A 23,168-nucleotide genomic window follows, 5' to 3' on the forward strand; every position below is an offset into this window, starting at 1 on the left:
ACGATCCGGATCGTATGCGTGTTGAACAAGAGCCTCGCGTACTGATCTTCCATGACCTGCTTGTTGCCGACTTGCAGCTGCAGCGCATGCTCATGAACGTAGAACAAGCAAGTCGGCCGATCGTGTCGGCGCAGGATGGCCTGGCGCTCGGTTCGGTACTGGACGAGGTCCGGAATGCGCTCCTCTGCGACCAAGCCCGTCATCCGGTAGATGCCCTCGGAGTACTCCGGCTCTTGCAACAGGCCGGGCATCGCCAACACGTCGTAGCTGGTGATCCTCGTGGCGGTCGACTCGGCCATCGTCATCGTGCGGAGGTTGCCGGACACCTGCACCCGGTACTCGTCGAACGCGTACCGGTAGCGGCGCTTGAAGTCGTTGACGAAGTCGATGTCCTTGCCGCACATGGACAGGTACTGGATGAGGTCGATCTCGCTGGCGCGCGCCTTGCCGTGCTCGACGGTGGAGACCTTGCTCGGGTCCCAGCCGAGCTTCACGGCGAGCTTGTTCCCGCTCAACCCGGTGCACGTCTCGCGCAGGCGCCGGAGCTCGTCGCCCAGGTCCCTGCTGTAGGCGGTGGAGGGAGTCATGGGTCGACGCTATGGGTTGTGTTCACTTCAAGCAGGTGCTCGTTCGGGTGAAAACGAACTCAGGGCTCGAAGCTTTCGTGAAACTTTCATCTTCCGCAACCGTCATCTCCGCTTTACCGTTCCAGGTGTGAGAGCGCTCTCAAAGGTGAGATGGCGGCGTGGACTTGCCGCCGCAGCGATTGCCCTGTCGTCATTGGCGACGGTCGAGGCCGCGTACGCGGCCGACGACTACACGCAGAACGTGACCGCGATCGACGCGACTCAAGCCAGGATCAACTTCACGCCGACGACCCCTGCTGCCTACGTCGACGTGCACTACCTGATCTCCGGCACCTCGCAGCAGAACTTCCGCATGACCAACAACGCCGGGACCTGGCAGAAGACCGTGGGGTCGCTGTCCTCCGGCACGGTGGTCGAGTACTGGTTCACCTACGAGAAGAGCGGCCCGCAGTACGACACCCCGCACTTCAGCTACACCCACCAGGGTGCGGCGCAGCCGGTGGCCACGCCGACGTTCAGCCCGCCGGGCGGCACGTACGCGACGGCGCAGACGGTGACGATCTCGACTTCCACATCCGGCGCGACGATCCGGTACACCACGGACGGCTCGACGCCCACGAGCAGCTCGCCGGTCTACAGCGGGCCGATCTCCGTGTCCGCCAACAGGACCGTCAAGGCGATCGGCCTCAAGTCGGGGCAGCCGAACTCGGCGGTCGGCAGCGCGTCGTACGTGATCGGCACGCCGGTCGCGACGCCGACGTTCAGCCCGCCGGGCGGTGCCTACGCGTCCGCGCAGACGGTGACGATCTCGACCTCCACGTCCGGCGCGACGATCCGGTACACCACGGACGGGTCGACGCCGACCAGCAGCTCGCCGGTCTACAGCGGGCCGATCTCCGTCTCCGGCAACAGGACCGTCAACGCGATCGGCATCAAGTCGGGCCTCGCGAACTCGGCCGTGGCCAGCGCGACGTACACGATCGGCACGCAGCAGGGGTGCGTCCAGTCGGACAACCCGGGCTTCGGGCCCAACACGCGCGTGTTCGACCCGAGCATGTCGGCGACGAGCATCCAGACGCAGCTCGACATCGACTTCAACAACCAGAAGGACACGCTGACCGCGCAGATGGCGCCGCGGCGGGTCGCGCACCTGTTCAAGCCCGGAACCTACAACGGCATCCACGACGACGTCGGCTACTACACGTCGGTCGCCGGCCTCGGCAAGAACCCCGGTGACGTCGTGATCAACGGCGACATCACCGTGGACGCGTTCAACGAGTCCGACAAGGGCGTGGCGCTGCAGAACTTCTGGCGCTCCGCCGAGAACATGGCGGTCGTCCCGAGCACCGGCACCAACCGGTGGGCCGTCGCGCAGGCCGCGCCGTTCCGCCGCATGGACGTCCGCGGCAACCTGGCGCTCTACCCGGCCAGCTACGGCTTCGCGAGTGGTGGCTACACGGCCGACACGCGTGTGTCCGGGCAGACGGCGTCGGTCTCGCAGCAGCAGTGGTACACGCGTGACTCGAACTACGGCAGCTGGAACGGCGGCGTGTGGAACATGGTGTTCTCCGGAACGCCCGGCGCTCCGCCCACCACGTTCCCGAACCCGCCGTCGACGAACCTCGCGACGACGCCGATCTCGCGCGACGTGCCGTACCTGTACTTCGAGAACAACGCCTACCGGGTGTTCCTGCCCTCGTTGCGCACCAACGCATCCGGCGCTTCGTGGATCAACGGTGGCACGCCCGGCACGTCGCTGCCGATGAGCCAGTTCTACGTCGTGAAGGCCGGCGACACGGCCGCCACGATCAACGCGGCGCTGGGCCAGGGCTGCAACCTGTTCTTCACGCCTGGCATCTACAACGTCGACCAGACGATCAACATCACGCGGCCCAACACCGTCGTGCTGGGCATCGGCTACGCGACGATCGTGCCGCAGAACGGCGTCACGGCCATGCAGGTCGCCGACGTCGACGGCGTGCGGATCAAGGGAATCCTGTTCGACGCGGGCACGACCCTGTCGAACTCGCTGCTGACCGTCGGCCCGGCCGGCTCGTCGGCGTCGCACGCGAGCAACCCGACGACGTTGCAGGACGTGTTCTTCCGCGTCGGCGGGGCCATCGCGGGCAAGGCGACCAACAGCCTCGTCGTCAACAGCCACAACGTGATCATCGACCACACCTGGGTCTGGCGCGCCGACCACGGCAACGCGGGCACCTGGGGCTGGGACGAGGCGATCGGGGACACCGGCGTCGTCGTCAACGGTGACAACGTGCTGGCCACCGGCCTGTTCGTCGAGCACTACCAGAAGTACCAGGTGATCTGGAACGGCAACGGCGGGCGGACCATCTTCTACCAGAACGAGATGCCGTACGACGTGCCGAGCCAGGCGGTCTGGAACAGGCCGAACGGCCAGGCCGGGTACGCGGCCTACAAGGTCGGCGACCACGTCACCACGCACGAGGCGTGGGGGCTCGGCAGCTACTGCTTCTTCAACGTCAACCCGTCGGTGCGCGCCGAGAACGCGTTCGAGGTGCCCAACCGGTCCGGCGTGAGGCTGCACAACCTGCTGACCGTGTCGCTCAACTACCAGGGAACGATCACGCACGTCGTCAACAACGTCGGCGGTGTGACGCCACCGGGCACGGTGCCGGTGAACGTCGTCAGTTACCCGTAGCCACATCGGGGAGCACGGCCCGTCACCGAGGTGGCGGGCCGTGCCCATGTCCGGTCGTTCAGCCCGCTGACCAGCGGATTTCGTTTCACGCGCGTGGCATTGCATGATGCGTTGCATGTCGATCGAGCGTGGCCCCGAGTTCGCCGAGTTCTGGGCTGAACGGCACCTGTGCACGTTGTCCACCGTCCGTCGTGACGGGACCCCGCACGTCGTGCCCGTCGGGGTCACCCTCGACGCCGAGGCCGGTGTCGCGCGGATCATCACGCACGGCGCGTCGTGGAAGGTCAAGCACGTGCGCGCGGCCGGGTACGCGGCGGTGTGCCAGGTGGACGGACGCCGCTGGTCCACGGTGGAGGGTCCCGCCGTCGTGCGCGACGACGTGGAATCGGTCCGGGAAGCCGAGCGGCGGTACGCGGTGCGCTACCGGGAGCCCCGGGTCAACCCGGAGCGCGTCGTGATCGAGATCCAGGTGCGGCGTGTCAGCGGCTCGGTCTGACGTCGTTGTCGTCGGCATCGGCGCCGACGGGTGGGAAGGACTGTCACCGGCAGCCCGGCAGGCGGTGACCCGCTCCCGCGTGCTGATGGGCTCGCGGCGGCAGCTCGACCTGGTGCCGGGGGAGTTCCACCGGGTCGCGTGGCCGTCACCGCTGGTGCCGGCGTTGCCCGAGTTGTTCGAGAAGTACTCGGACGTGTGCGTTCTGGCGTCCGGCGACCCGATGTTCCACGGCATCGGCACCACCTTGGTGCGGTTGCTGGGAGATCGGGTGACGGTCGTGCCGCACCCGTCGTCGGTGTCGCTGGCCTGCGCCCGGCTCGGGTGGGCGTTGAACGAGGTCGAGGTCGTGTCGCTGGTGGCCCGGTCCGCCGACCTGCTGCGCCCCGTGCTGACGCCGGGACGGCGCGTGCTCGTCCTGGGCGGCGACCCGGCGGTGGTCGCGGAGATTGCCGGGCCGATCACGGTCCTCGAACAGCTAGGTGGCCCGGCCGAGCGGGTCTACCCTTGGTCCGGACAGGACGCCGATCCGTTGTGCGTGATCGCGATCGAGTACCGCGGGAGTGCTCACTCGCGGGTGCCCGGATTGCCTGACGACGCGTACGAGACCGATGGCCAGCTGACGAAGCGAGAGGTGCGGGCGATTTCTCTGTCGAGATTGGCGCCGCTGCCGGGGCAGCTGCTGTGGGACGTCGGGTCCGGGACGGGGTCCATCGCGATCGAGTGGGCGCGCACGCATCCGACGTGCCGCGCCATCGCCGTCGAGCAGTCCGCCGAACGCGCGGAGCGGATCGTGCGCAACGCCGCGTCGCTGGGGGTGCCCGCGGTGGAGGTCCACATCGGACGCGCTCCGGAGGCGCTGGCGGGGCTGGAGAAGCCCGACGCGATCTTCATCGGCGGCGGGCTCACCGTGCCGGGCGTGGTGCAGGAGTGCTGGGACGCGCTGGCGTCGGGCGGGCGGCTCGTGGTGAACGCCGTGACGCTCGAGTCCGAGGCCGTGGTGGCGCAGTGGTACGCGCGGCTCGGCGGTGACCTGGTGCGGATCGCGGTGAACCGCGGGTCGTCGGTCGGCAGGTTCACCGGCTGGCGGCCGCACATGCCCGTGACGACGTGGAGCGTGACGAAGTGACCGTGCACTTCATCGGGGCGGGACCCGGCGCCGCCGACCTGATCACGGTGCGGGGCCGGTCGTTGATCGAGTCGTCGCCGGTGTGCCTGTACGCGGGCGCGCTGGTGCCGGTGGAGCTGCTGGACTTCTGCCCTCCTGGTGCCCGCAGGGTCGACACGGCCTCGCTGACGCTGGACGAGATCGTCGCCGAGTTGGTCGCGGCGACGGAACAGGGGCTGGACGTGGCCCGGCTGCACTCCGGCGACCCGGCGGTGTTCAGCGCCGTGGCCGAGCAGATGCGCCGGCTGGACGCACTGGGGATCGACTACGACGTGACGCCCGGTGTGCCGGCGTTCGCGGCCGCCGCGGCGTCGTTGCGGCGCGAGCTGACCGTGCCCGGTGTCGGGCAGACGGTGATCCTCACGCGCACCTCGCAGCGGGCGACGCCGATGCCTCCCGGCGAGGACCTGGACACGCTGGGGCGCAGCCACGCGACCCTGGTGCTGCACCTGGCCGTGCAGCGGATCTCCGAGGTCGTCGCCGAACTGGTGCCCAACTACGGCCCGGACTGCCCGGTGGCGGTCGTCGCCTACGCCTCCCGCAAGGACGAGGTCGTGCTGCGCGGGACGCTGGACGACATCGCCGCGCAGGTCGAGGCCGCGGGCATCAAGCGGACCGCGGTGATCATCGTCGGGCAGGTGCTCGGGGCCACGCAGTTCCCGGACAGCCACCTGTACTCGCCCACGCGCGTCCGATGATCCTGATCCTCGGCGGCACGGGGGAGGCGCGCGAGCTCGCGCGGCGGCTGACGGCGGGGTCCGCGCACCGCCGGGTCGTCTCGTCCCTCGCCGGGCGGGTGAGCAACCCCGCCCTGCCCGCCGGCGAGGTCCGGGTCGGGGGCTTCGGCGGAGTCGCCGGGCTGGCCCGGTGGCTGCGGGACAACGACGTGCGCGCCGTCGTCGACGCCACCCACCCCTTCGCGCGGCAGATCACCGCCAACGCCTTCGAGGCCTGCGCTCAGGCCGGCGTGCCGCTGCTCGTCCTGCGGCGGCCCGGCTTCACGCCCCAGCCCGGCTGGCGGTGGGTGGACAGCGTCGCCGAGGCCGCGCGGGACCTGCCGGGGTCGCGGGTGTTCCTCACGACCGGGCGGCAGGACCTGGCGGAGTTCGCCGACTGCCCGCAGTGGTTCCTGGCGCGGATGGTCGAGCCGCCGCAACCGCCGATGCCGCGGCGCGTCGAGGTGCTGCTGTCGCGCGGTCCGTTCACAGTGGACGGTGAGCTGGAGCTGATGCGGTCGCGGTCGGTCGACCTCCTGGTGACCAAGGACAGCGGTGGCTCGATGACCTCGGCCAAGCTCGAAGCCGCGCGGCGGCTGGGAGTTCCCGTCGTGGTCGTGCGCCGGCCACCGCTCCCGCCCGCGGAGGTGGTGGCCGACGTCGACGCCGCCGTCAGGTGGTCGGGTACCGCCGGGGCGTGAAGACGACGCCCGCGTCCGTCACCACTGTCTGCGACGAACCGATGATCAGCAGGCAGCGCATGTCGATCGTGGCCGGGTCGAGGGTGCCGAGCGTGAGCACCCGGATCTCCTCCTCCGGGCCGCCGACGTCCCGTCCCACGACGACCGGGGTCCCGGGGCCGCGGTGCTCCAGCAGCAGATCGCGCATGTCCGCGACCTGGTGCGTGCGGGCCTTGGACGCCGGGTTGTAGATCGCGATCACCAGGTCGGCCTTCGCGGTGGCGGCGAGGCGTTCGGCGATGACGTCCCACGGCTTGAGCCGGTCGCTCAGCGAGATCACCGCGTAGTCGTGGCCGAGCGGCGCACCGGCCTTGGCCGCCACGGCGTTCGCCGCCGTGACGCCAGGGACGATCCGCACCGGCACGTCCCCGGTCTCCGCCGCGACCTCCAGGACCGCCGTCGCCATCGCGAAGACGCCGGGGTCACCGGACGACACGACCGCGACCCGCGCGCCCTTGCGCGCCAGGTCCAGGGCGAAGGCCGCGCGTTCGGACTCGACCTGGTTGTGGGAGAGGTGCCGCCGCTGGCCGGGACGCTCCGGAACGCGGTTGAGGTAGGTGCTGTAGCCGACCAGCTCGTCGGCGGCCTCGAGCTCCTGACGGGCCTCGGGCGTGAGCCAGTCGCGTGAACCGGGACCGAGGCCCACGACCACGACCTCGCCCTTCGGCTTCGGCGGCCTGGACTGGCTGGGCAGCACGGCGATGGAGAAGTACGGAACCGTGTCGGGGTCGACGTCCGCCAGCGGCGACATCCTCTGGCGCTTGCTCGTGGCGCGTTCGACGTACCAGGCGCCGTCGAGCCTGCCCGCGTCCTGGAGCGCCTGCTTGACGTTGCCGAAGGTGCGGCCCAGCTTGAGGATCGCGGCGCAGTCGGTGTCGGCGAGACGGGCCGCGAGCTCGGCGGGCGGCAGCGTGCCGGGCAGGATCGTGAGGACCTCGTCGCGTTCGACCAGCGGCGTGCCGAGGACGGCGCTCGCACCGCTCACCGACGTGACGCCCGGGACGACCTCCCACTCGTAGCGGCCGGCCAGCCGCTTGTGCATGTGCATGTACGAGCCGTAGAAGAACGGGTCGCCTGCCGCGAGCACGACCACGGTGCGCCCGGCGTCGAGGTGCGCGGCCAGCCTGCCCGCGGCCTCCTCGTAGAAGGCGTCGATCTCGCCCTGGTAGTCGTCCGACTCCTCGGTCGTGACCGGGTAGACGAGCTGTTCCAGGATCTGGCCCTCGCGGAGGTACGGCGCCGCGATGGTCTTCGCGATCGACCTGCCGTGCCGGGCGCTGTGGAACGCCACCACGTCGGCCTCGCCGATGAGCCGCGCGGCCTTGACCGTCACGAGTTCCGGGTCGCCGGGACCGAGGCCGACACCGTAGAGCTTGCCCGTCATTCTTCTTCGCTCGCAATCGCGTTGATGGCCGCCGCCGTCATGGCGCTCCCGCCGCGCCGGCCGAGCACCACGAGGTGCTCCAGGTCCGTTGCGGCCAGGGCTTCCTTGGACTCCGCCGCCCCGATGAACCCGACCGGGATGCCGAGCACCACGGCGGGCCTCGGCGCGCCCCGGCCGATGAGGTCGAGGAGGTGGAAGAGCGCGGTGGGGGCGTTGCCGATCGCGATCACGGCGCCCTCGAAGCGGTCCGCGAGCAGCTCGAGCGCCGCGGCACTGCGGGTGTTGCCGATCTCCTGCGCCTTGTGCGGCGTGCGCGGGTCCTGCAGGTAGCAGAGGACCTCGTTGTCCTTCGGCAGGCGGCGGCGCGTGACACCCGAGGCGACCATGTTGGCGTCGCAGAGGATCGGGGCGCCGTTGTTCAGCGCCTCGCGGGCGTCGCGGACGACGTTCGGCGAGAACGCGACGTCGTCGGGGAGGTCGGTCATGCCGCAGGCGTGGATCATGCGGACGACCACTTTCGCGACGTCGCCGGGGAACCTGGTGAGGTCCGACTCCGCGCGGATGGTGGCGAAGGACTGGCGGTAGATCTCCGCGCCGTCCTTGATGTACTGCGTCAACGGATCTCCTCGTAGCCGTCGCCGGTCGCGACGAACTCGATCACATCGCCGGCGGGGCGACCGCAACGGCGTGCACAGCCCGACCAGTGAACCGGCCGGTCGTGCGGGGTTCCGAGCCAAGCGCGCGCATCGGCGCGGACGTCGGACAGCGACTTGGCGCAGCCGGGCCGGCCGGTGCAGGCGCTGACGCCGTGCCACGGCGAGGCGGGGTCGATGATCAACCCCGACGTGTCGGTCCCGGCGGGCACCACCAGGCTGCGCCACGGCGTCAGCCGCAGCGGCATGCCGGGGAGCTGCTCGGCGGAGAGCCGGCCGAGCGGAACCCCCGGCGTCAAAGGTGAAGGTGCGACAGGAGTCACAACCGGGGTGAACCGATCGCCGGGGGAGACGCCGAAGTGATCGGTGATCTTCCGCACACCGCCGTCCACTTCGGACAGGCGCCACGCGGGGCCGCGCATCGACTGGAAGAAGCGGGCCGCGGTCGCCACGGCGTCGACTGGATCGGTCACGCGGACGCCGGTGTCGCGGCCCGCGAGGAGCAGGACCGTCCCGCCGTCGCCCTGGCTGACCAGGCCGAAGTCGCCACCCAGGCCGCTCACCGAGGCGCCGACCGTGACCAGGAAGCGGCCGGGCAGCGAGGCCAGCGACGGGTCCGCGCACAGGGCGGCGTCGAGCTCGTCGACCAGCGCCTGGTTGTCCTCCAGCGGCGCCGCGATGATGTTGCGCATCCGTTCGTGCGACCACGAGGGCAGCAGGCCGGCGGCACGCAGCCGGGAGCCGAGCTCCGCCCCGTCCGCGAGGCCCCTGATCTGGAGGTTCGCCCGCGAGGTCAGCTCGATCGAACCCGAGCCGAGCTCGGCGGCCGCGACCCGCACGACGTCCCACTGAGCAGCGGAAAGGGTGCCGCCCGGCACCCGGATGCGCGCCAGCCCGCCGTCGGCCGCGGGGTGCAGCTCGACGGCGCCGGGGCAGGCGTCCGGGTGACTACGCATAGGTCGGACTGTAACCCGCCGGTTAGGGTGAGCCCGAACGGCGAAGCACAGGAGGAAGCCGGTGTGAATCCGGCGCGGTCCCGCCACTGTGACCAGCGGACACGCTGGGAGTCAGGAACTCCGCTTCGCCTGTCACCCGCAACCTGGGGCGAGGACCCCACGAGGGATGGAGCCTGCGTGATCCTGCTGCTGTCGACTTCCGACACCGACCTGCTGTCGGCGCGTGCGAGCGGTGCCGAGTACCGGCTCGGCAACCCTGCGCGACTCACGGCCGAGGACCTGCCCGCGCTCGTCGAGGGCGTCGAGCTGGTGCTCGTGCGCATCCTCGGTGGGCGCCGGATGTGGGAGGAAGGTCTCGACTGGCTCCTCGCCAGCGGACTGCCGGTCGTGGTGCTCGGCGGTGAGATGCAGCCCGACGCGGCGCTCATGGAGCTGTCGACGGTGCCCGGCGGCGTCTGCGCGGAGGCGCACCTCTACCTCGCCCACGGCGGTCCGGCGAACCTCACCGAGCTGCACAAGTTCCTGTCGGACACGGTGCTGCTGACCGGCCACGGCTTCCAGGCGCCCGCCGCCACGCCGAGCTGGGGCGTGCTGGAACGGGAGAACACCCCGGCGGAAGGCCCGACGGTCGCGGTCCTCTACTACCGCGCGCACCACGTGGCCGGGAACACGGCGTTCGTGCACGCGCTGTGCGACGCGATCGAGGCCAAGGGCGGCAGGGCGCTGCCCGTCTACTGCTCCTCGCTGCGCACCGCGGAGCCCGAGCTGCTCGACACGCTGCGCGCGGCGGACGCCCTGGTCGTGACGGTGCTCGCGGCCGGTGGCACGAACCCGGCGAAGGCGTCGGCCGGGGGCGACGACGAGGCGTGGGACGTCGGTGCGCTGGCGGCGCTCGACGTGCCGATCCTCCAGGGCCTGTGCCTCACGTCGAGCCGCGAGTCGTGGGACTCCAACGACGACGGACTGTCTCCTTTGGACACCGCGACCCAGGTCGCCATCCCGGAGTTCGACGGCCGGATCATCACGGTCCCGTTCTCCTTCAAGGAGATCGACTCCGACGGCCTCACGGTCTACGTGGCCGACCCGGAGCGGGCGCTGCGAGTCGCGGGCATCGCGGTCCGCCACGGCCGGTTGAGGCACATCCCGGCCCAGGACCGCAAGATCGTCGTGATGCTGTCGGCGTACCCGACGAAGCACTCGCGCATCGGCAACGCCGTCGGGCTCGACACGCCCGCGTCGACCGTCCGGCTGCTCAAGGCCATGAAAGAGCACGGCTACGACATCGGCGACGAGCTGCCGGGCGTCGACGAGCTCGACGGCGACAAGCTGATCCACGCGCTGATCGCCGCCGGTGGCCAGGACGCCGACTGGCTCACGCAGGAGCAGTTCGAGAGCAACCCGATCCGCATCGCCGCGGCCGACTACCGCGAGTTCTACGAGACGCTGCCGGACGACTTCCGCGAGTCGATGCAGGAGCACTGGGGCGACGCGCCGGGCACGCTGTTCGTCGACCACAGCAGGTCGAAGGACGGCGAGATCGTGCTGGCCGCGCTGCGGTCGGGCAACGTCGCGGTGATCGTCCAGCCGCCGCGCGGGTTCGGCGAGAACCCGATCGCGATCTACCACGACCCGGACCTGCCGCCGTCGCACCACTACCTCGCGGCGTACCGGTGGATCGAGTCGAACTTCGGCGCGGACGCCGTGGTGCACGTCGGCAAGCACGGCAACCTGGAATGGCTGCCCGGCAAGACCGTCGGCATGTCGGCCTCCTGCGGCACGGACGCGGCGCTGGGCGACCTGCCGCTGATCTACCCGTTCCTCGTCAACGACCCCGGTGAGGGCACGCAGGCGAAGCGGCGCGCGCACGCCACGCTGGTCGACCACCTCGTGCCGCCGATGGCCCGTGCCGACAGCTACGGCGACATCGCACGGCTGGAGCAGCTGCTCGACGAGTACGGGAACATTTCCGCGATGGACCCGGCCAAGGTTCCGGCGATCCGCGCGCAGATCTGGACGCTGATCAAGGCCGCGAAGCTCGACCACGACCTGGGACTCGACGACCGGCCCCACGACGCGGAGTTCGACGAGTTCATCCTGCACGTCGACGGCTGGCTGTGCGAGGTCAAGGACGTCCAGATCCGCGACGGCCTGCACGTCCTCGGCGAGGCGCCGACCGGCAGCGTCCGCGTCAACCTCGTGCTCGCGATGCTGCAGGCGCGGCAGATGTGGGGCGGTCAGGTCGCCGCGCTGCCCGGCCTGCGCGAGGCACTCGGCCTCACCACCACGGGCCGGGAAGACGTCGACGCCGTGGAGGAACAGGCTCGCGTGCTCGTCCAGGCGATGGAGGACGCGGGCTGGGACCGTTCCGCCGCAGCGGGCCTGCACGAGTCCGAGGACGTGCGGAAGATCCTGGAGTTCGCGGCGGACGAGGTCGTGCCCCGGCTCGCACGCACCACGGACGAGATGACGAACGTCCTGCACGCGCTGGACGGCGGCTACATCCCGGCCGGTCCGTCCGGTTCCCCGCTGCGCGGCCTGGTGAACGTGCTGCCGACCGGCCGCAACTTCTACTCGGTCGACCCGAAGGCCATCCCGTCGCGCCTCGCGTGGGAGACCGGCCAGGCGATGGCCGACTCGCTGCTCGCCCGCTACCGCGACGAGAACGACGGCGAGTGGCCGCCCTCGGTCGGCCTGTCGGTCTGGGGAACGTCCGCGATGCGCACCGCCGGCGACGACATCGCCGAGGTGTTCTCGCTGCTCGGCGTGCGGCCGGTGTGGGACGACCAGTCGCGCCGCGTCACGGGCCTCGAGGTGGTTCCGCTGGAGGAGCTGGGAAGGCCGCGCATCGACGTGACCGTCCGGATCTCCGGCTTCTTCCGGGACGCCTTCCCGCACGTCGTGTCCCTTTTGGACGACGCCGTGCAGCTGGTCGCGCACCTGGACGAGCCGGCGGAGCACAACTTCGTCCGCGCGCACGTGGTGAAGGACCTGGAAGAGCACGGCGACCAGCGCCGGGCCACGTTGCGCGTCTTCGGATCCAAGCCGGGCGCGTACGGAGCGGGCGTGCTGCCGCTGATCGACAGCCGCAACTGGCGCGACTCGTCGGACATCGCCGAGGTCTACGCGGTGTGGGGCGGGTACGCGTACGGCCGCGGCGTCGACGGCGTCGCCGCGCGCGAGGACATGGAGTCCGCGTACCGGCGGATCGCGGTGGCGGCCAAGAACATCGACACCCGCGAGCACGACATCGCCGACTCGGACGACTACTTCCAGTACCACGGCGGCATGGTCACGATGGTCAAGGCGCTGACGGGCAAGGCACCGGCCGCGTACGTCGGAGACAGCACGCGGCCGGAGGCGGTCCGCACGCGCACCCTGACCGAGGAGACGTCGCGGATCTTCCGCGCCCGCGTGGTGAACCCGCGCTGGGTCGGGGCGATGCGCAACCACGGTTACAAGGGTGCGTTCGAGCTGCAGGCGACGGTCGAGTACCTGTTCGGCTACGACGCCACGACCGGCGTGGTCGCGGACTGGATGTACGAGAAGCTGACCGAGACCTACGTGCTCGACCCGGAGACCCGCAAGTTCTTGCAGACGTCGAACCCTTGGGCGCTGCACGGCATCGCCGAGCGCCTGCTGGAGGCGGCCGAGCGCAAGATGTGGGAGCACCCGGAGGAGTCCACTTTGGACGCGCTGCGGTCGGCCTACCTGGAGACCGAGGGCGACCTGGAGGACGGCGTCTGATCCAGCCGCACGCAGCAGTGACCCGGTGACGGGGCGAGGCGGGCGGACACGCCGTCCGCCTCGCCCCGTCCAGCAGGCCGCTGCGCGAGGCTGTGGAACGGGCAGTTGCCCAGCAGGATCGATCCGTCCTCGGCCCGGGGTTCGAAACCGAGGTCCGCCAACGCCTCCGCCACGTCGCCGGACGCCCGCGCGGCCAGGTCCGAGCCCCACTCGTACGCGCGCCGGTTCAGGACCTCGGTTCTTCACCCTCGTGCACGCGTAGCCTGCGGTACATGGGGAAGATCCACGCCGGGGCCACGCTCACGCCGCACTTCCGCGAGTTCCTGCCCGCCTGGGTGGCGGCGCAACCGTGGTGCGCCGCGCCACCGGAGGCGTTGCGGCCCACCGGGTTCTTCCGGTTCGAGGACCCGGCGGGCGAGGTCGGGGTGGAGACGCACCTGCTGCACGACGGCCAGGACGTCTACCAGGTCCCGCTGACCTACCGCCCCGCGCCGCTCGCCGGGGGAGTGCTCGTCGCGCGGGCGGAGCACAGCGTGCTGGGCACGAGGTGGATCCACGACGCGGTCACCGATCCGGTCTGGATCGCCGCGGTCCTGGACCTGGTGGCGCGCAACGGGGTCTCGGACTTCGCGAGCCGAGGCCCGATCGGCCCGGCCGAGGCGCGCGGGCGGGCACTGCGCCCGGTGCCGTTCACGCCGGAGACGATCACGATCGACCTGGACCGCCGGATCGTCCGGGACGAGCCGGGCGACGCGGCCGGCGTCGTCACCGGCTGGTGGCACCACGACGGCGTGCTCGTCACCGGACGGCTCGCGGTGCTGCGTCAGACCGGCCCGAACACGTAGGAGCCGGGCGCCTCCGCGTCGTCGCCCGCCCAGAACTCCGCCCACAGCGAGGCGAACTCGGCGCGCGACAACCTGCCGTCGCCGTCGAGGTCGAGCCGCGCGAAGTCGGGGTCGCCCCCGGTGCCGAGCCAGGCGTTGATCATCACCCGGTACTCGTCCTCGGACACGTAGTCGTCGTTGTCGGAGTCCACGGCACCGAACATCGCGTCCGCCGTGCCGTGCACCGCCTCGATGGAGGCGGGCAGGACGTCCACGACCTCGAGCACGTCGTCGAGCGTCACGCGGCTCGCGCCCCCGGCGGCGGACCGCAGCGCCTCCCACCAGCCGAGCATGACCCTGGTCAGCAGCTCCTCGTCGCCGCCGCGCAGTCCCGCCCAGCGCGCGGCGAGGAGCTCGAAGTCCTCCTCGGTCAGATAGCCGTCGCCCGTGGTGTCCATCGCACCGAAGACCAGGTCCACCTTGCTGCGCTGGAAGTCGCTCGCCATGAGCAGGACGATAGGCCGAACGCCGCAACGCCCACTATCGGCCGAACGGGCCGAACTAGTCCACGAACAGGGCATCGGACAGCTGCGAACGGCCCGGCACGCCGAGCTTGCGGTAGATGCCGGACAGCACCACTTCGACGGAGTCCGCGGGCATGAGCAGCGTGGACGCGATCTCCCCGTCGGACCGGCCGCGTGCCGCCAGTTCCGCCACCCGGTGCTCCGTCGGGGTGAGCGCGGTCGGCCCGGTCTGGCGCATCCGCCGAGGTCCGGCGCTCGTCGCCACCAGTTCGGAGTACGCGCGGGCGGCCATCGCGGTGGAGCCGCACTTCTGGGCGAGGTCCAGCGCGTCACGCAGGCAGGTGCGCGCGCCGGAGGTCTCGCCCTGCCGTCGCAGCACCACGCCCAGGTCCACCAACGCGCGCGCCAGTTCCAGGCGGGCGGGGGAACCGCGCAGCACCCGCACGGCCTCTTCGAGCAGGCTTCGCCCGGCGGCACCCGCGGTCACCCGGCCGGCCGCGCGCAACGCCATGCCCAACGCCCTGGGGGCGCCCCAGACCCGGGCCAGGTCGACCTCCTCCTGGGCGAGCTCGCGAGCCCGTTCGCCGTCGCCCATCGCCGCGCACGCCACGGCGGCGCCCGAACGCCACGCCAGCGCCGCCGGGTTGCGGTACGGCCAGGCCGCGCAGTGCCGTTCGGCGGCCAGGAAGGCCTCCAGGGCCTCGTGGTCGTCACCCCGGGCGGTCAGCATGCGGCCTCGCACGGTCAGCACGCCGCCGAACGACCAGGTGCGCCGCGCCTCGTCCGTCGTGGCCTCCGCGATCACCTCGGCGGCCTCGTCCAGACGGCCCTCCTCCAGCAGGATGTCGGCCAGCAGCGCGGCGTGCCAGGTCGTCACGGCGTGCCAGCGCCGGTCCTGGCGCAGGTGGTCGGCCGCCACGGCGAGATCGGCGCGGGCGGAGACGAGATCTCCCTTGCGGCGCTGGACGTTCGCGCGCATCACGTTCGTCAGCGCGCGCAACGCCGGTGCCTGCGCGCGGTCGACCTCGTCCAGCACGGCGAGCGCTTCGTCCAGGGAGTCGGCGAGGTTCAGCGTCATCGCGGACGTGAGCGCGGACAGCATGTCCGAGGTCGACACGAGCGCGACCGCCTGCGCCGCGCCGATGTCCCCGACCATGACGTGGTGCAGCACGCCCGCCGGGGTGTCGAGCGGCACCGACGACGGCACGGCCTCCCGCCACACCAGTCCGTGCACGGCCAGGTGTGCCGCGGCCCAGGGGGAACCGCCCGACAGCACCGGGGGGATCTCGGCCGGGGTGCCGTCGGCGTGCAGGGCGTAGGACAGGGCCACCGCGGAGTCGACGTCGTCCACATCGGACTGGAAGGCTTCGCGCAGCCGGGTCGTGGCACCGGGCAGGTTGCCGACCAGCTCGGCGATCCCCAGCAGCCGCAACGCCCGGGACGGGTTCGCGACCGGTTCGCGCAGCGCCCGCCACAGCAGTCGTGCGGCGCCGGCGGTGTCGCCCCGGGTCACCGCCTCCTGCGCGGCCCGGTCGAGCACCTCGCCCGCCCACGGTTCCAGGCCCGGCGCGGTCTCCAGCAGGTGCTCGGCCACGGCGCGGTCCGCCGCCCCGTGCGCCCGCAGGCACCGCGCCGCCCGCAGGTGCAGCGTCGCCCGTGCGCCGGCGGGCATGTCGTCGAGGACGGCGGGCCCGGTCAGGCCGAGCAGCTCGGCGGTCCGGACGGCGTCGGCCAGCTCGACCGGGCTCGACCCCGCCAGCTCGGCCAGCACGCCGGGGTGCGGGGACGGGCCGAGCACGGCGAGGCACTGCGCCGCGGTCACGACCGAGGCCGGACTGCGGCGCAGCCGGGCCGCCACGATCTCGCCGGACACCTCGGCACCGCGCTGGACGACCCGCCACGCGGCCTCGGCGGTCGGCGGCACGCCGTCCTCCGCCAGCGCGGTGAGCAGACGCGTCACCGCGAGCGGGTTGCCGCCGGTCGCGTCGAAGCAGGCCGTCACGAACCCCGGTGCCGCGGTTCCCAGGGCGGCCGAGACGAGACGACCTGTCTCTTCCCGCGTCAGGTCGGTCAGCGTCACGCGCCGGCACGCGGCCATGATCTCGCCGTACGAGGGGTCGTCGCAGCGCTCGCCCAGCCCCACGGCCAGCACGACGGCGATCGGCAGTCGCCGCACCCTCAGCGCCAGGTAGGCGAGCCACCGCAGCGAAGCCGCGTCCGCCCAGTGGGCGTCGTCCACGACGACCAGCAGACCTTCCCGCCCGGCGAGAGCGGCGGCCAGCCGGTAGACGCCGTGCAGCACCGGGAAGCCGGCGGAGGTGGCGGTGAGGCTCAGGGCGCCGATCGCCTCCGCGGGAACGAGATCCGGGTCGACCAGGTCGAAGAGCTGGGCCACGACCCCGAACGGCAGGTCGCCCACCAGCGCGCTGCCACGCGCCCGCACGACCCGTCCGCCGACGGACTCCCAGCGGGCGGCGAGGTCGTCCAGCACCGTCGTCTTGCCCGTGCCGGGAGCGCCTTCCACGACGGTCGTCGTGCCCGGCGTCACCTGACCGCTGATTCCGGCACACCAGGCTTTCAGCCGGTTTTCCAAGATCTCTCCACAATCCGCCGCTGAAAGATCAGCGGAATTGATGCTAGGAGAAAGTGCGCCACTTGCCCAGGTAAAGGTTCTTCCTCCGGACGGCGTCTCAACAGGAGGGCTGCACGTATGATCCCGCGGGCAACTACCCGAATGGGTAGCGGCAGCCGGGCGGCGGCGCGCGGCGGTCATCCCAACGGTCCAGAGGGGGCACTTCGGGGCTGGTCGGGGCGCCGGTCGCTGTGGTATTGCAACACTTGTTCTCCGCCGTCGCGGAGTGAAAGGAAAAATGGTGTCCGGGAATCGTGACGGGGTGTTCCGCGGCCGTGAGGGAGAACGGGAGCTCCTGAACGGTGTGCTGGACGCGGGCACCGGTGTGGTGCTGGTCGACGGGGCCGCGGGCACCGGCAAGACGCGCCTGCTGGCCGAGGTCGCCGCGGTCGCCGCACGCCGCGGGTTCGACGTCGCGACCGCCCAGGACGAGCTCGACCAGCCGTTCCTCCTGGCACGCCTGGCGGAACGCGAACCGGACGGCCCGACGCTCGTCGTGCTCGACGACCTCCACCTGGCCGAGCCGGGCACCCTGGCCGCCCTGCGCGCGTTGCTGCCCGCCTCCGGCGACGCCAAGGTGGTGTGGCTGCTCGCGCGCCGCCGCGGCGAGGGCGCGGACCGCCTCTTCGCCGCCGCCGCGCACCGCGGAGCCGTGCGGATCGACCTGCGGCCGTTGCCGGAGCAGGAGGTCGTGGAGCTCGTCACCGACCTCGCCGGTGGTGTGCCCGACCACGACCTGCGCGCCCTGGCGTCCACCGCCGGGGGGAACCCCGCCGCGCTGATCGGTCTCTTCGACGCGCTGGAGCGCGACGGCCAGCTGGAGCTCGCCGCGGGCAACGCCTCCCTGCGCACCGACCGCCTGCCGCGGCGCACCGAGGCGTTGCTGGGCGACCTCGTCGGATCGCTCAGCGGCACGGCGAGGCACCTGCTGCAGGTCGCCTCGGTGCTCGGCCAGCGCTTCGAACCCGGTGACGTGGCGGAGATGCTGGCGTCGAGCACCGCGATCCTGCTGCCCGCACTGGACGAGGTCATCGGCGCGGGCGTCGTGATGTCGCTCGAGGACAGGCTGGCGTTCCGGCACGAGATCCTCTGGCGGCTCGTCGCCGACTCCGTGCCGCCGCCCGTGCGCCGCGCGCTGCACCGCGAGGCGGGGGAGATGCTGCTGGCGCGCGGGGACTCCGCCGTCATCGCGGCGAAGCACCTGCTGCACGGCGCCCAGCGCGGTGACGTGCGGTCGATCGACGGACTGGTCTCGGCGGCGAAAGCCCTGCTGTGGAACGCACCCGAGGCCGCGGCGGAGCTCGCCGTGCGGGCGCTGGAACTCACCGACCAAGCGTCTGCTTCGCTGCTGCACCGCACGGTGATCGCGGTGCGCGCGCTGACCGCGGCCGGGAAGCTCGCGGCGGCGCAGGCGCTCGCGCAGGAGGCGTTGTCGCGCCAGGTCGCCCCGGACGCCGCGGCCAAGCTGCGGCACTGCGTCGCGACGACGACGCTGCTGACCGCGCGGCACGCCGAGTCCGTGGAGATCTCCGAGGCGTTGCTGCGGGAGCCGGACCTGCGTCCGGAACTCGTGGGGTGGGTGGAGATCACCAGGATGATGGCGCTGCTCGGTCACGACCGGCGCCGGGCGGAGGAGCTCGCCGAGTCCGTCGTGCGCACCCACCAGGGCTCGCCGGACGACGTGCTGGCCACGGCTCTCGCGGTGCTGGCGGCGATCGCGCGCGACGCGGGACAGCCCGGCGCCGCACTGGAACTGGCCCGCGAGGCCGCGCGGTCCGGTACGTCCCACGACCTGAGCGCCTACCCGCAGCTGCTGCTCGCGACCCTGCTCTCGGGGCTGCGCGAGTTCGCCGAGGCCGACAGCGTGGTGCGGCGGGTGCGCGGCGGACCGTCCGCCGTGGTCACCAGGGAGACCATGACCTCGGTCGTGCAGGCGCGGATGCTGTTGCAGGCAGGGCGGATCGAGGAGGCGTCGATCGAGGCGCGCGGCGCACTGGCCGTGGCGGAGGAGACCGGACACGAGACGCTCGTGGCGCCCGCGCTGGCCGTGCTCGCGATGGTCGCCGTCCACACCGGCGACCTGCCGGCCGCGGTCGAGCACGTCGAGCGCTACCGCGGGCGGGCCGCGGTCGACGGGCTCGTGTTCTCCCGCGCCTACTACCAGTGGGCCGACGTGCTGGTCACCCACGTCGGATCCGGGCTGGACGAGGCGATGGCGCTGCTCACCGGGCAGTACCCGGGGCTCGTGGCGTCGGGGCTGTTCGCGGAGGAACCCCGTGCGGCGGGGTGGTTCGTGCGCCGGGCCCTGGAAGCGGGGGACGAGCGGCTCGCACGGGACGTGGTGGACCGGGTGGAACGCCTCGCCGGGGACCACCCCGCGTTCCGGGCGGTCGCGGCGGCCGCCCTGCACGCGCGTGGCCTGGTCGACGGCGACGCGGAGCTGCTGGAGCTGGCCTCGCAGCAGCACCGCGACCTGTGGGCGCGGGCGAACGCGGCCGAGGACCTCGGCGTGCTGCTCGCGGGCGGGCCCGAAGGCCGCGCGGAGTCGGTGAAGGCACTGGAGAACGCGCTCGGGCTGTACCGGGAGATCGGCGCGTCCCGCGACAGCGCCCGCGTGCTGGGACGGTTGCGCAAGCTCGGCCGGCGTCGCAGGGCGGCACCGGCGCGGCCCGCGTCCGGGTGGTCCGGTCTGGACGACACCGAACGGGCCATCGCGAACCTGGTGGCGAAGGGCCAGACGAACCGGCAGATCTCCACGCAGCTGTTCATGTCACCGCACACGGTGAACTTCCACCTGCGCAAGATCTTCCGCAAGCTCGGGATCAGCTCTCGCGTGGAGCTGGTGATGAGGTCGAGGGACCATTAGGGGTCGTGGCCCGCTTGGCCTGCCGGCGCAGCTGCAGGATGCGGGCCGCTCCGACCACCGCGACCAGCACCGCGCCACCGATCGCGCCGAACAGCATCGCCACCCCGAGGGGCAGGCTGAACTGGCCCCACAGGAAGTGGATCGTCGTGTTCTCGCCGTTCTGCAGGATGAACACCAGCAGGAAGACCAGCACGACGATCGCGACCAGCACGGCGATCCAGGCGCCGCTGGTCCGGGTCGGCCGCGGCTTCTTCGCCGCGGCCGCCGGGGCGGGAGCAGGATCGGGAGCGGGTGCGAGGGCGGACGGCGGTGCGGCCGGGATCGGGTCCGTGACCGGCGTCTTCGGGGTCTCGTCGCTGGAGGTCGCCACAGGAAGATTATCGGCGACCCCGCCTGATAGCGCGCGTTGGCGAACGGGTGCCTACAACCTCCGCAGGCCGGACAGCACGCGTTCGAGCAGCGCCATGTTCGGCTTGTCGCCCGGCTCGTGCACGGCGACCAGGTTCAGCGTGATCAGGTCGCTCAGCAGCACCCGCGTGACGCCCAGCGGGATCTTCATCAGCGCCGAGATCTCGGCGACCGACCGGGGCTGCAGGCACAGCCGCATCATCGCCGCCTGGTCGTTCGTCGCCCGGTGCAGCCGCTCCTCGTCGGTCGAGAGCAGCGTCTCCAGGCGCAGGTCGTGGCGGGCCGCCGTCCGGCCGCCGGTGCGGGCGTAGGGGCGGATGAGCGAGCTGTCCCGCGCGGGGACGTGGGGTTCTTCTTCCTGCATCGGCCACTCCGGCGGCGGTTCCGGTGGGCGTTGGCGCAACGGTTGCTGAAGGGGCAGTTGTTGCGTCTCGGCGCCGTTGAAGTTTCCACTGCTTTCGTCGGCGCGAAGCCGTCTACGGGTCGCGGGAGACCCGAATCGGGCTCCCGTGTAACCGATTTCCGTCGCTCCTTCGTCGTGCACGTGCCCAAGCTATAACGAAGTCGCCCAAATGTATGTCGATCACGTTGTCTTTTTGTCACCCAGATCGAATCTGACCTGGATCGCGGTGCCCGACGACGTCGTTTGGGTGCGCACGAGGTCCGCCAAACGGTTGACAAGCAACAGACCGCGACCGCCTGGTTCGTTTGCGTGAACGGGAGTGCGTCCGGCCAGAACATCGGTGATGTGACCGTTGTCGTTGACTTGGCAAACAATACTTCTGCTTTCCGCCCACATGCGGACCGTGCTCTCGCCCCCGCCGTGCCGGACGCTGTTCGTCGCGAGCTCGGTGACCGCGAGCGCGAAGTCGTCGAGGCGCTCCGGTGCCAGACCGAGCTGCACGGCCTGCTCGCGAGCGAACGCCCGGACCGCCGCCATCGCCCCCGCCTCGGCCGAGGTGCTCACCGCGTCCGCCGGGATCTGCAGTGGCAGCGAGTGCGCCGCGACGACCACCCGTGCCGGGTGGAAGTGGTCGCTGGGGCGGTGGCCGCCCGCGTCGATCACGACCGGGTGCGTCTTCTCGGCGTCGGCCAGCACGTCGTGGCGGAGCGCCGAGGTGTCGTACGGGCACAGGATGCTGAGGTCGCGGCCGTCGAACGCGTAGTTGACGAGCGCCTCGTGCAGCGCGCAGGCCGGGTACTCGACCTCGGTGCGCAGGTCCCACACGGGTTCGCTGATGATCCGGACGGCTCCGCGGTGCCGGTCGGCGAACGAGCGGAGGTCCGGGATGATCCGGCCGGGGTTGCGGCCAGTCTCGGCGATGTCGATGAACGTGACGAGGTGGGCGAACCCGCTCAGCGCCTCCCTGAGCAGCTGGAGGTTCCTGCTGGGAACCGCCACGGCGACGGGCTCGGCGCCGGCGAGACCTTCCACGACGAACGGCACGGTTCCGTCGATGTAGGAGTCCTCGTCGGAGTAGAACAGCGCCGGATGTGCGAACGTCATGTGCCACCTCTCGTCAACATCCCAGGATGCGCTCGCCGGGCGTTGCTCAAACCCATCATTTCTTGACCCTGACACCGTGTCAGCCCCTACACAGGAGCAGTCATGTTCACCATCGGAGACTTCGCCCACCTGGGGCGCGTGTCGGTGCGGATGCTGCGCCACTACGACGCGGTCGGGCTGCTGCCGCCGGCGCACGTCGACCCGTCCAGCGGCTACCGCTTCTACACCGCCGCCCAGCTGCAGCGGCTCAACCGTCTGGTCGCGCTGAAGGACCTCGGACTCACGCTCGACCAGGTCCGCGTGGTGCTCGACGACGAGCTGTCCGTCGAGCAGCTGCACGGCATGTTGTCGTTGCGGCGCGCCGAGCTCAGACAGCAGATCCTCGCCGACGAGTCCCGGCTGCGCCGGGTGGAGGCACGTCTCCGCGCCATCGAGAGGGAAGGCGCCATGCCGACCGACGACATCGTTGTGAAAACCGTCCCCGCCGTCCGCGTCGCCCGGCTGACGGCGACCGCCGCGTCCTACGGGCCCGAGGACGTCGGCCCGGTGATCCAGCCGCTGTACCCGCAGCTCTTCGCACGGCTGGAGCGTGCCGGCGTCGAGTCGTCCGGCTGCGGGATCGCGACCTACGAACCCGCCGGGGGCGACGAGGTCGTCGTGCACGCCGGAGTCGAGGTGGCCGTCGACCCCTCGCCGGGCCACGACTTCGAGGTCGTGGACCTGCCGGCGCTGGCCGAGGCGGCGACCCTCGTGCACCGGGGGACGATGGACGACGTCGACACGTCGTACCAGGCCGTCGCGGCGTGGATCGAGGCGCACGGGTACAGGCAGAACGGGTTCGCCCGCGAGGTGTACCTGAACTACGGCGTGGGCGACCCGTCGGACTGGGTGACCGAGCTGCAACTGGAGATCACCAAGCCGCGAGGGCGATGACGGCGGCCAGCCCGAGCAGGCCGAACGGCAGCGAGGCGACGACGGCGAGCCCGCCCACCAGGAGCGGGCTGCCCGCGTCACCGAGCTCGCGGCCGGCCTCGGCGCTGCCCGTCGTCTGACCCGTCCGCTCCTGCGGAGTGGACCGGGCCAGCGCTCGGCGGCCTTCACCGGCAGGAACCCGATCGCGGTGGCCAACGCGGCGGTGGAGGCGGCGAGTGCCGCGGTGGGCCTCAGGAAGTCGCTGCGGGACAGGCGCTTCACGAGGTCCCGGACGGTTTGCCGTTGGCGTGGAAGGGGATCGAGCCGCGGAACCGCGAGGCACCACACGACGACGACCGCGGCGAGCACGGCCATCG

18 protein-coding genes and 1 riboswitch are annotated in these 23,168 nt (G+C 71.6%); of the genes, 9 read left to right on the forward strand and 9 right to left on the reverse strand.

Annotated features, from left to right (window positions below; genetic code table 11):
* A partial coding sequence (locus BLQ91_RS40800; protein WP_143023006.1) for a helix-turn-helix domain-containing protein occupies nucleotides 1–587 on the reverse strand: 587 nt, incomplete at its 3' end.
* 241 nt (nucleotides 588–828) lie between these two features.
* Here BLQ91_RS40800 and BLQ91_RS36620 point away from each other — a divergent pair.
* The 5 genes from BLQ91_RS36620 to BLQ91_RS36640 all read left to right on the forward strand — a co-directional run bounded on the left by BLQ91_RS36620 (nucleotide 829) and on the right by BLQ91_RS36640 (nucleotide 6,342).
* Entirely contained in the window at nucleotides 829–3,264 is a 2,436-nt protein-coding gene (locus tag BLQ91_RS36620; RefSeq protein WP_425412577.1) for a chitobiase/beta-hexosaminidase C-terminal domain-containing protein, read from the forward strand.
* 106 nt (nucleotides 3,265–3,370) lie between these two features.
* Complete coding sequence (locus BLQ91_RS36625; protein WP_090104778.1) at nucleotides 3,371–3,760, forward strand: TIGR03618 family F420-dependent PPOX class oxidoreductase; 390 nt, start codon at nucleotides 3,371–3,373, stop codon at nucleotides 3,758–3,760.
* The gene (cbiE, locus tag BLQ91_RS36630) at nucleotides 3,741–4,886 is read left to right on the forward strand and encodes a precorrin-6y C5,15-methyltransferase (decarboxylating) subunit CbiE (RefSeq protein WP_090104682.1); all 1,146 of its coding nucleotides are present in this window, start codon (nucleotides 3,741–3,743) and stop codon (nucleotides 4,884–4,886) included. Before BLQ91_RS36625 ends, cbiE begins: the two co-directional genes overlap by 20 nt.
* On the forward strand, nucleotides 4,883–5,623 hold the full coding sequence (cobM, locus tag BLQ91_RS36635; RefSeq protein WP_090104777.1) for a precorrin-4 C(11)-methyltransferase: 741 nt from the start codon (nucleotides 4,883–4,885) through the stop codon (nucleotides 5,621–5,623). The genes cbiE and cobM overlap by 4 nt, the downstream gene beginning before the upstream one ends.
* A complete protein-coding gene (locus BLQ91_RS36640; RefSeq protein ID WP_176960156.1) occupies nucleotides 5,620–6,342 on the forward strand; it encodes a cobalt-precorrin-6A reductase in 723 nt (240 codons plus the stop codon). The genes cobM and BLQ91_RS36640 overlap by 4 nt, the downstream gene beginning before the upstream one ends.
* Here BLQ91_RS36640 and BLQ91_RS36645 read toward each other — a convergent pair.
* Genes BLQ91_RS36645 through BLQ91_RS36655 form a run of 3 tightly spaced genes read right to left on the reverse strand, consistent with a single transcriptional unit; the run spans nucleotide 6,314 to nucleotide 9,374 of the window.
* Nucleotides 6,314–7,765, reverse strand: a complete 1,452-nt coding sequence (locus BLQ91_RS36645) for a precorrin-2 C(20)-methyltransferase (RefSeq protein ID WP_090104684.1) — start codon at nucleotides 7,763–7,765, stop codon at nucleotides 6,314–6,316. The two genes, BLQ91_RS36640 and BLQ91_RS36645, sit on opposite strands and share 29 nt — an antisense overlap.
* Nucleotides 7,762–8,382 carry a precorrin-8X methylmutase gene (locus BLQ91_RS36650; protein WP_090104686.1) on the reverse strand — a complete coding sequence of 207 codons (621 nt, stop codon included), beginning with the start codon at nucleotides 8,380–8,382 and terminating at the stop codon, nucleotides 7,762–7,764. The genes BLQ91_RS36645 and BLQ91_RS36650 overlap by 4 nt, the downstream gene beginning before the upstream one ends.
* Nucleotides 8,379–9,374 (reverse strand): hypothetical protein, encoded by a 996-nt coding sequence (locus BLQ91_RS36655; RefSeq protein ID WP_090104688.1) that lies wholly within the window; start codon nucleotides 9,372–9,374, stop codon nucleotides 8,379–8,381. Before BLQ91_RS36655 ends, BLQ91_RS36650 begins: the two co-directional genes overlap by 4 nt.
* A gap of 8 nt (nucleotides 9,375–9,382) precedes the next feature.
* A riboswitch (cobalamin riboswitch) is annotated at nucleotides 9,383–9,516 on the forward strand.
* A 35-nt stretch (nucleotides 9,517–9,551) separates the two neighbouring features.
* On the opposite strand from BLQ91_RS36655, the gene cobN reads away from it, so the two are divergent.
* Both cobN and BLQ91_RS36665 read left to right on the forward strand, forming a co-directional pair.
* Nucleotides 9,552–13,118 carry a cobaltochelatase subunit CobN gene (cobN, locus tag BLQ91_RS36660; RefSeq protein WP_090104691.1) on the forward strand — a complete coding sequence of 1,189 codons (3,567 nt, stop codon included), beginning with the start codon at nucleotides 9,552–9,554 and terminating at the stop codon, nucleotides 13,116–13,118.
* Between the two features lie 272 nt (nucleotides 13,119–13,390).
* Nucleotides 13,391–13,963 carry a maltokinase N-terminal cap-like domain-containing protein gene (locus tag BLQ91_RS36665; protein ID WP_090104694.1) on the forward strand — a complete coding sequence of 191 codons (573 nt, stop codon included), beginning with the start codon at nucleotides 13,391–13,393 and terminating at the stop codon, nucleotides 13,961–13,963.
* Here the strand turns inward: BLQ91_RS36665 and BLQ91_RS36670 are convergent.
* Together BLQ91_RS36670 and BLQ91_RS36675 are read right to left on the reverse strand one after the other, a co-directional pair.
* Complete coding sequence (locus BLQ91_RS36670; protein ID WP_090104696.1) at nucleotides 13,942–14,448, reverse strand: EF-hand domain-containing protein; 507 nt, start codon at nucleotides 14,446–14,448, stop codon at nucleotides 13,942–13,944. The two genes, BLQ91_RS36665 and BLQ91_RS36670, sit on opposite strands and share 22 nt — an antisense overlap.
* Nucleotides 14,449–14,503: 55 nt before the next feature.
* Nucleotides 14,504–17,059, reverse strand: coding sequence for a helix-turn-helix transcriptional regulator (locus BLQ91_RS36675; RefSeq protein WP_176960157.1), 2,556 nt, complete (start codon nucleotides 17,057–17,059; stop codon nucleotides 14,504–14,506).
* 280 nt (nucleotides 17,060–17,339) lie between these two features.
* On the opposite strand from BLQ91_RS36675, the gene BLQ91_RS36680 reads away from it, so the two are divergent.
* Nucleotides 17,340–19,964, forward strand: coding sequence for a helix-turn-helix transcriptional regulator (locus BLQ91_RS36680; protein WP_143023008.1), 2,625 nt, complete (start codon nucleotides 17,340–17,342; stop codon nucleotides 19,962–19,964).
* Here BLQ91_RS36680 and BLQ91_RS36685 read toward each other — a convergent pair.
* The 3 genes from BLQ91_RS36685 to BLQ91_RS36695 all read right to left on the reverse strand — a co-directional run bounded on the left by BLQ91_RS36685 (nucleotide 19,921) and on the right by BLQ91_RS36695 (nucleotide 21,879).
* Nucleotides 19,921–20,334, reverse strand: a complete 414-nt coding sequence (locus BLQ91_RS36685) for a lipopolysaccharide assembly protein LapA domain-containing protein (RefSeq protein ID WP_245734205.1) — start codon at nucleotides 20,332–20,334, stop codon at nucleotides 19,921–19,923. The two genes, BLQ91_RS36680 and BLQ91_RS36685, sit on opposite strands and share 44 nt — an antisense overlap.
* 51 nt (nucleotides 20,335–20,385) lie before the next feature.
* Complete coding sequence (locus BLQ91_RS36690; protein ID WP_090104702.1) at nucleotides 20,386–20,736, reverse strand: DUF742 domain-containing protein; 351 nt, start codon at nucleotides 20,734–20,736, stop codon at nucleotides 20,386–20,388.
* A 219-nt stretch (nucleotides 20,737–20,955) separates the two neighbouring features.
* Nucleotides 20,956–21,879, reverse strand: coding sequence for a sensor histidine kinase (locus tag BLQ91_RS36695; RefSeq protein WP_090104704.1), 924 nt, complete (start codon nucleotides 21,877–21,879; stop codon nucleotides 20,956–20,958).
* Nucleotides 21,880–21,981: 102 nt separating this feature from the next.
* On the opposite strand from BLQ91_RS36695, the gene BLQ91_RS36700 reads away from it, so the two are divergent.
* Nucleotides 21,982–22,812, forward strand: coding sequence for a MerR family transcriptional regulator (locus BLQ91_RS36700; protein WP_090104706.1), 831 nt, complete (start codon nucleotides 21,982–21,984; stop codon nucleotides 22,810–22,812).
* Nucleotides 22,813–23,168 lie beyond the last annotated feature (356 nt).

Origin of the sequence: Lentzea jiangxiensis (assembly GCF_900104175.1) — a bacterium.
Lineage (GTDB): Bacteria > Actinomycetota > Actinomycetes > Mycobacteriales > Pseudonocardiaceae > Lentzea > Lentzea jiangxiensis.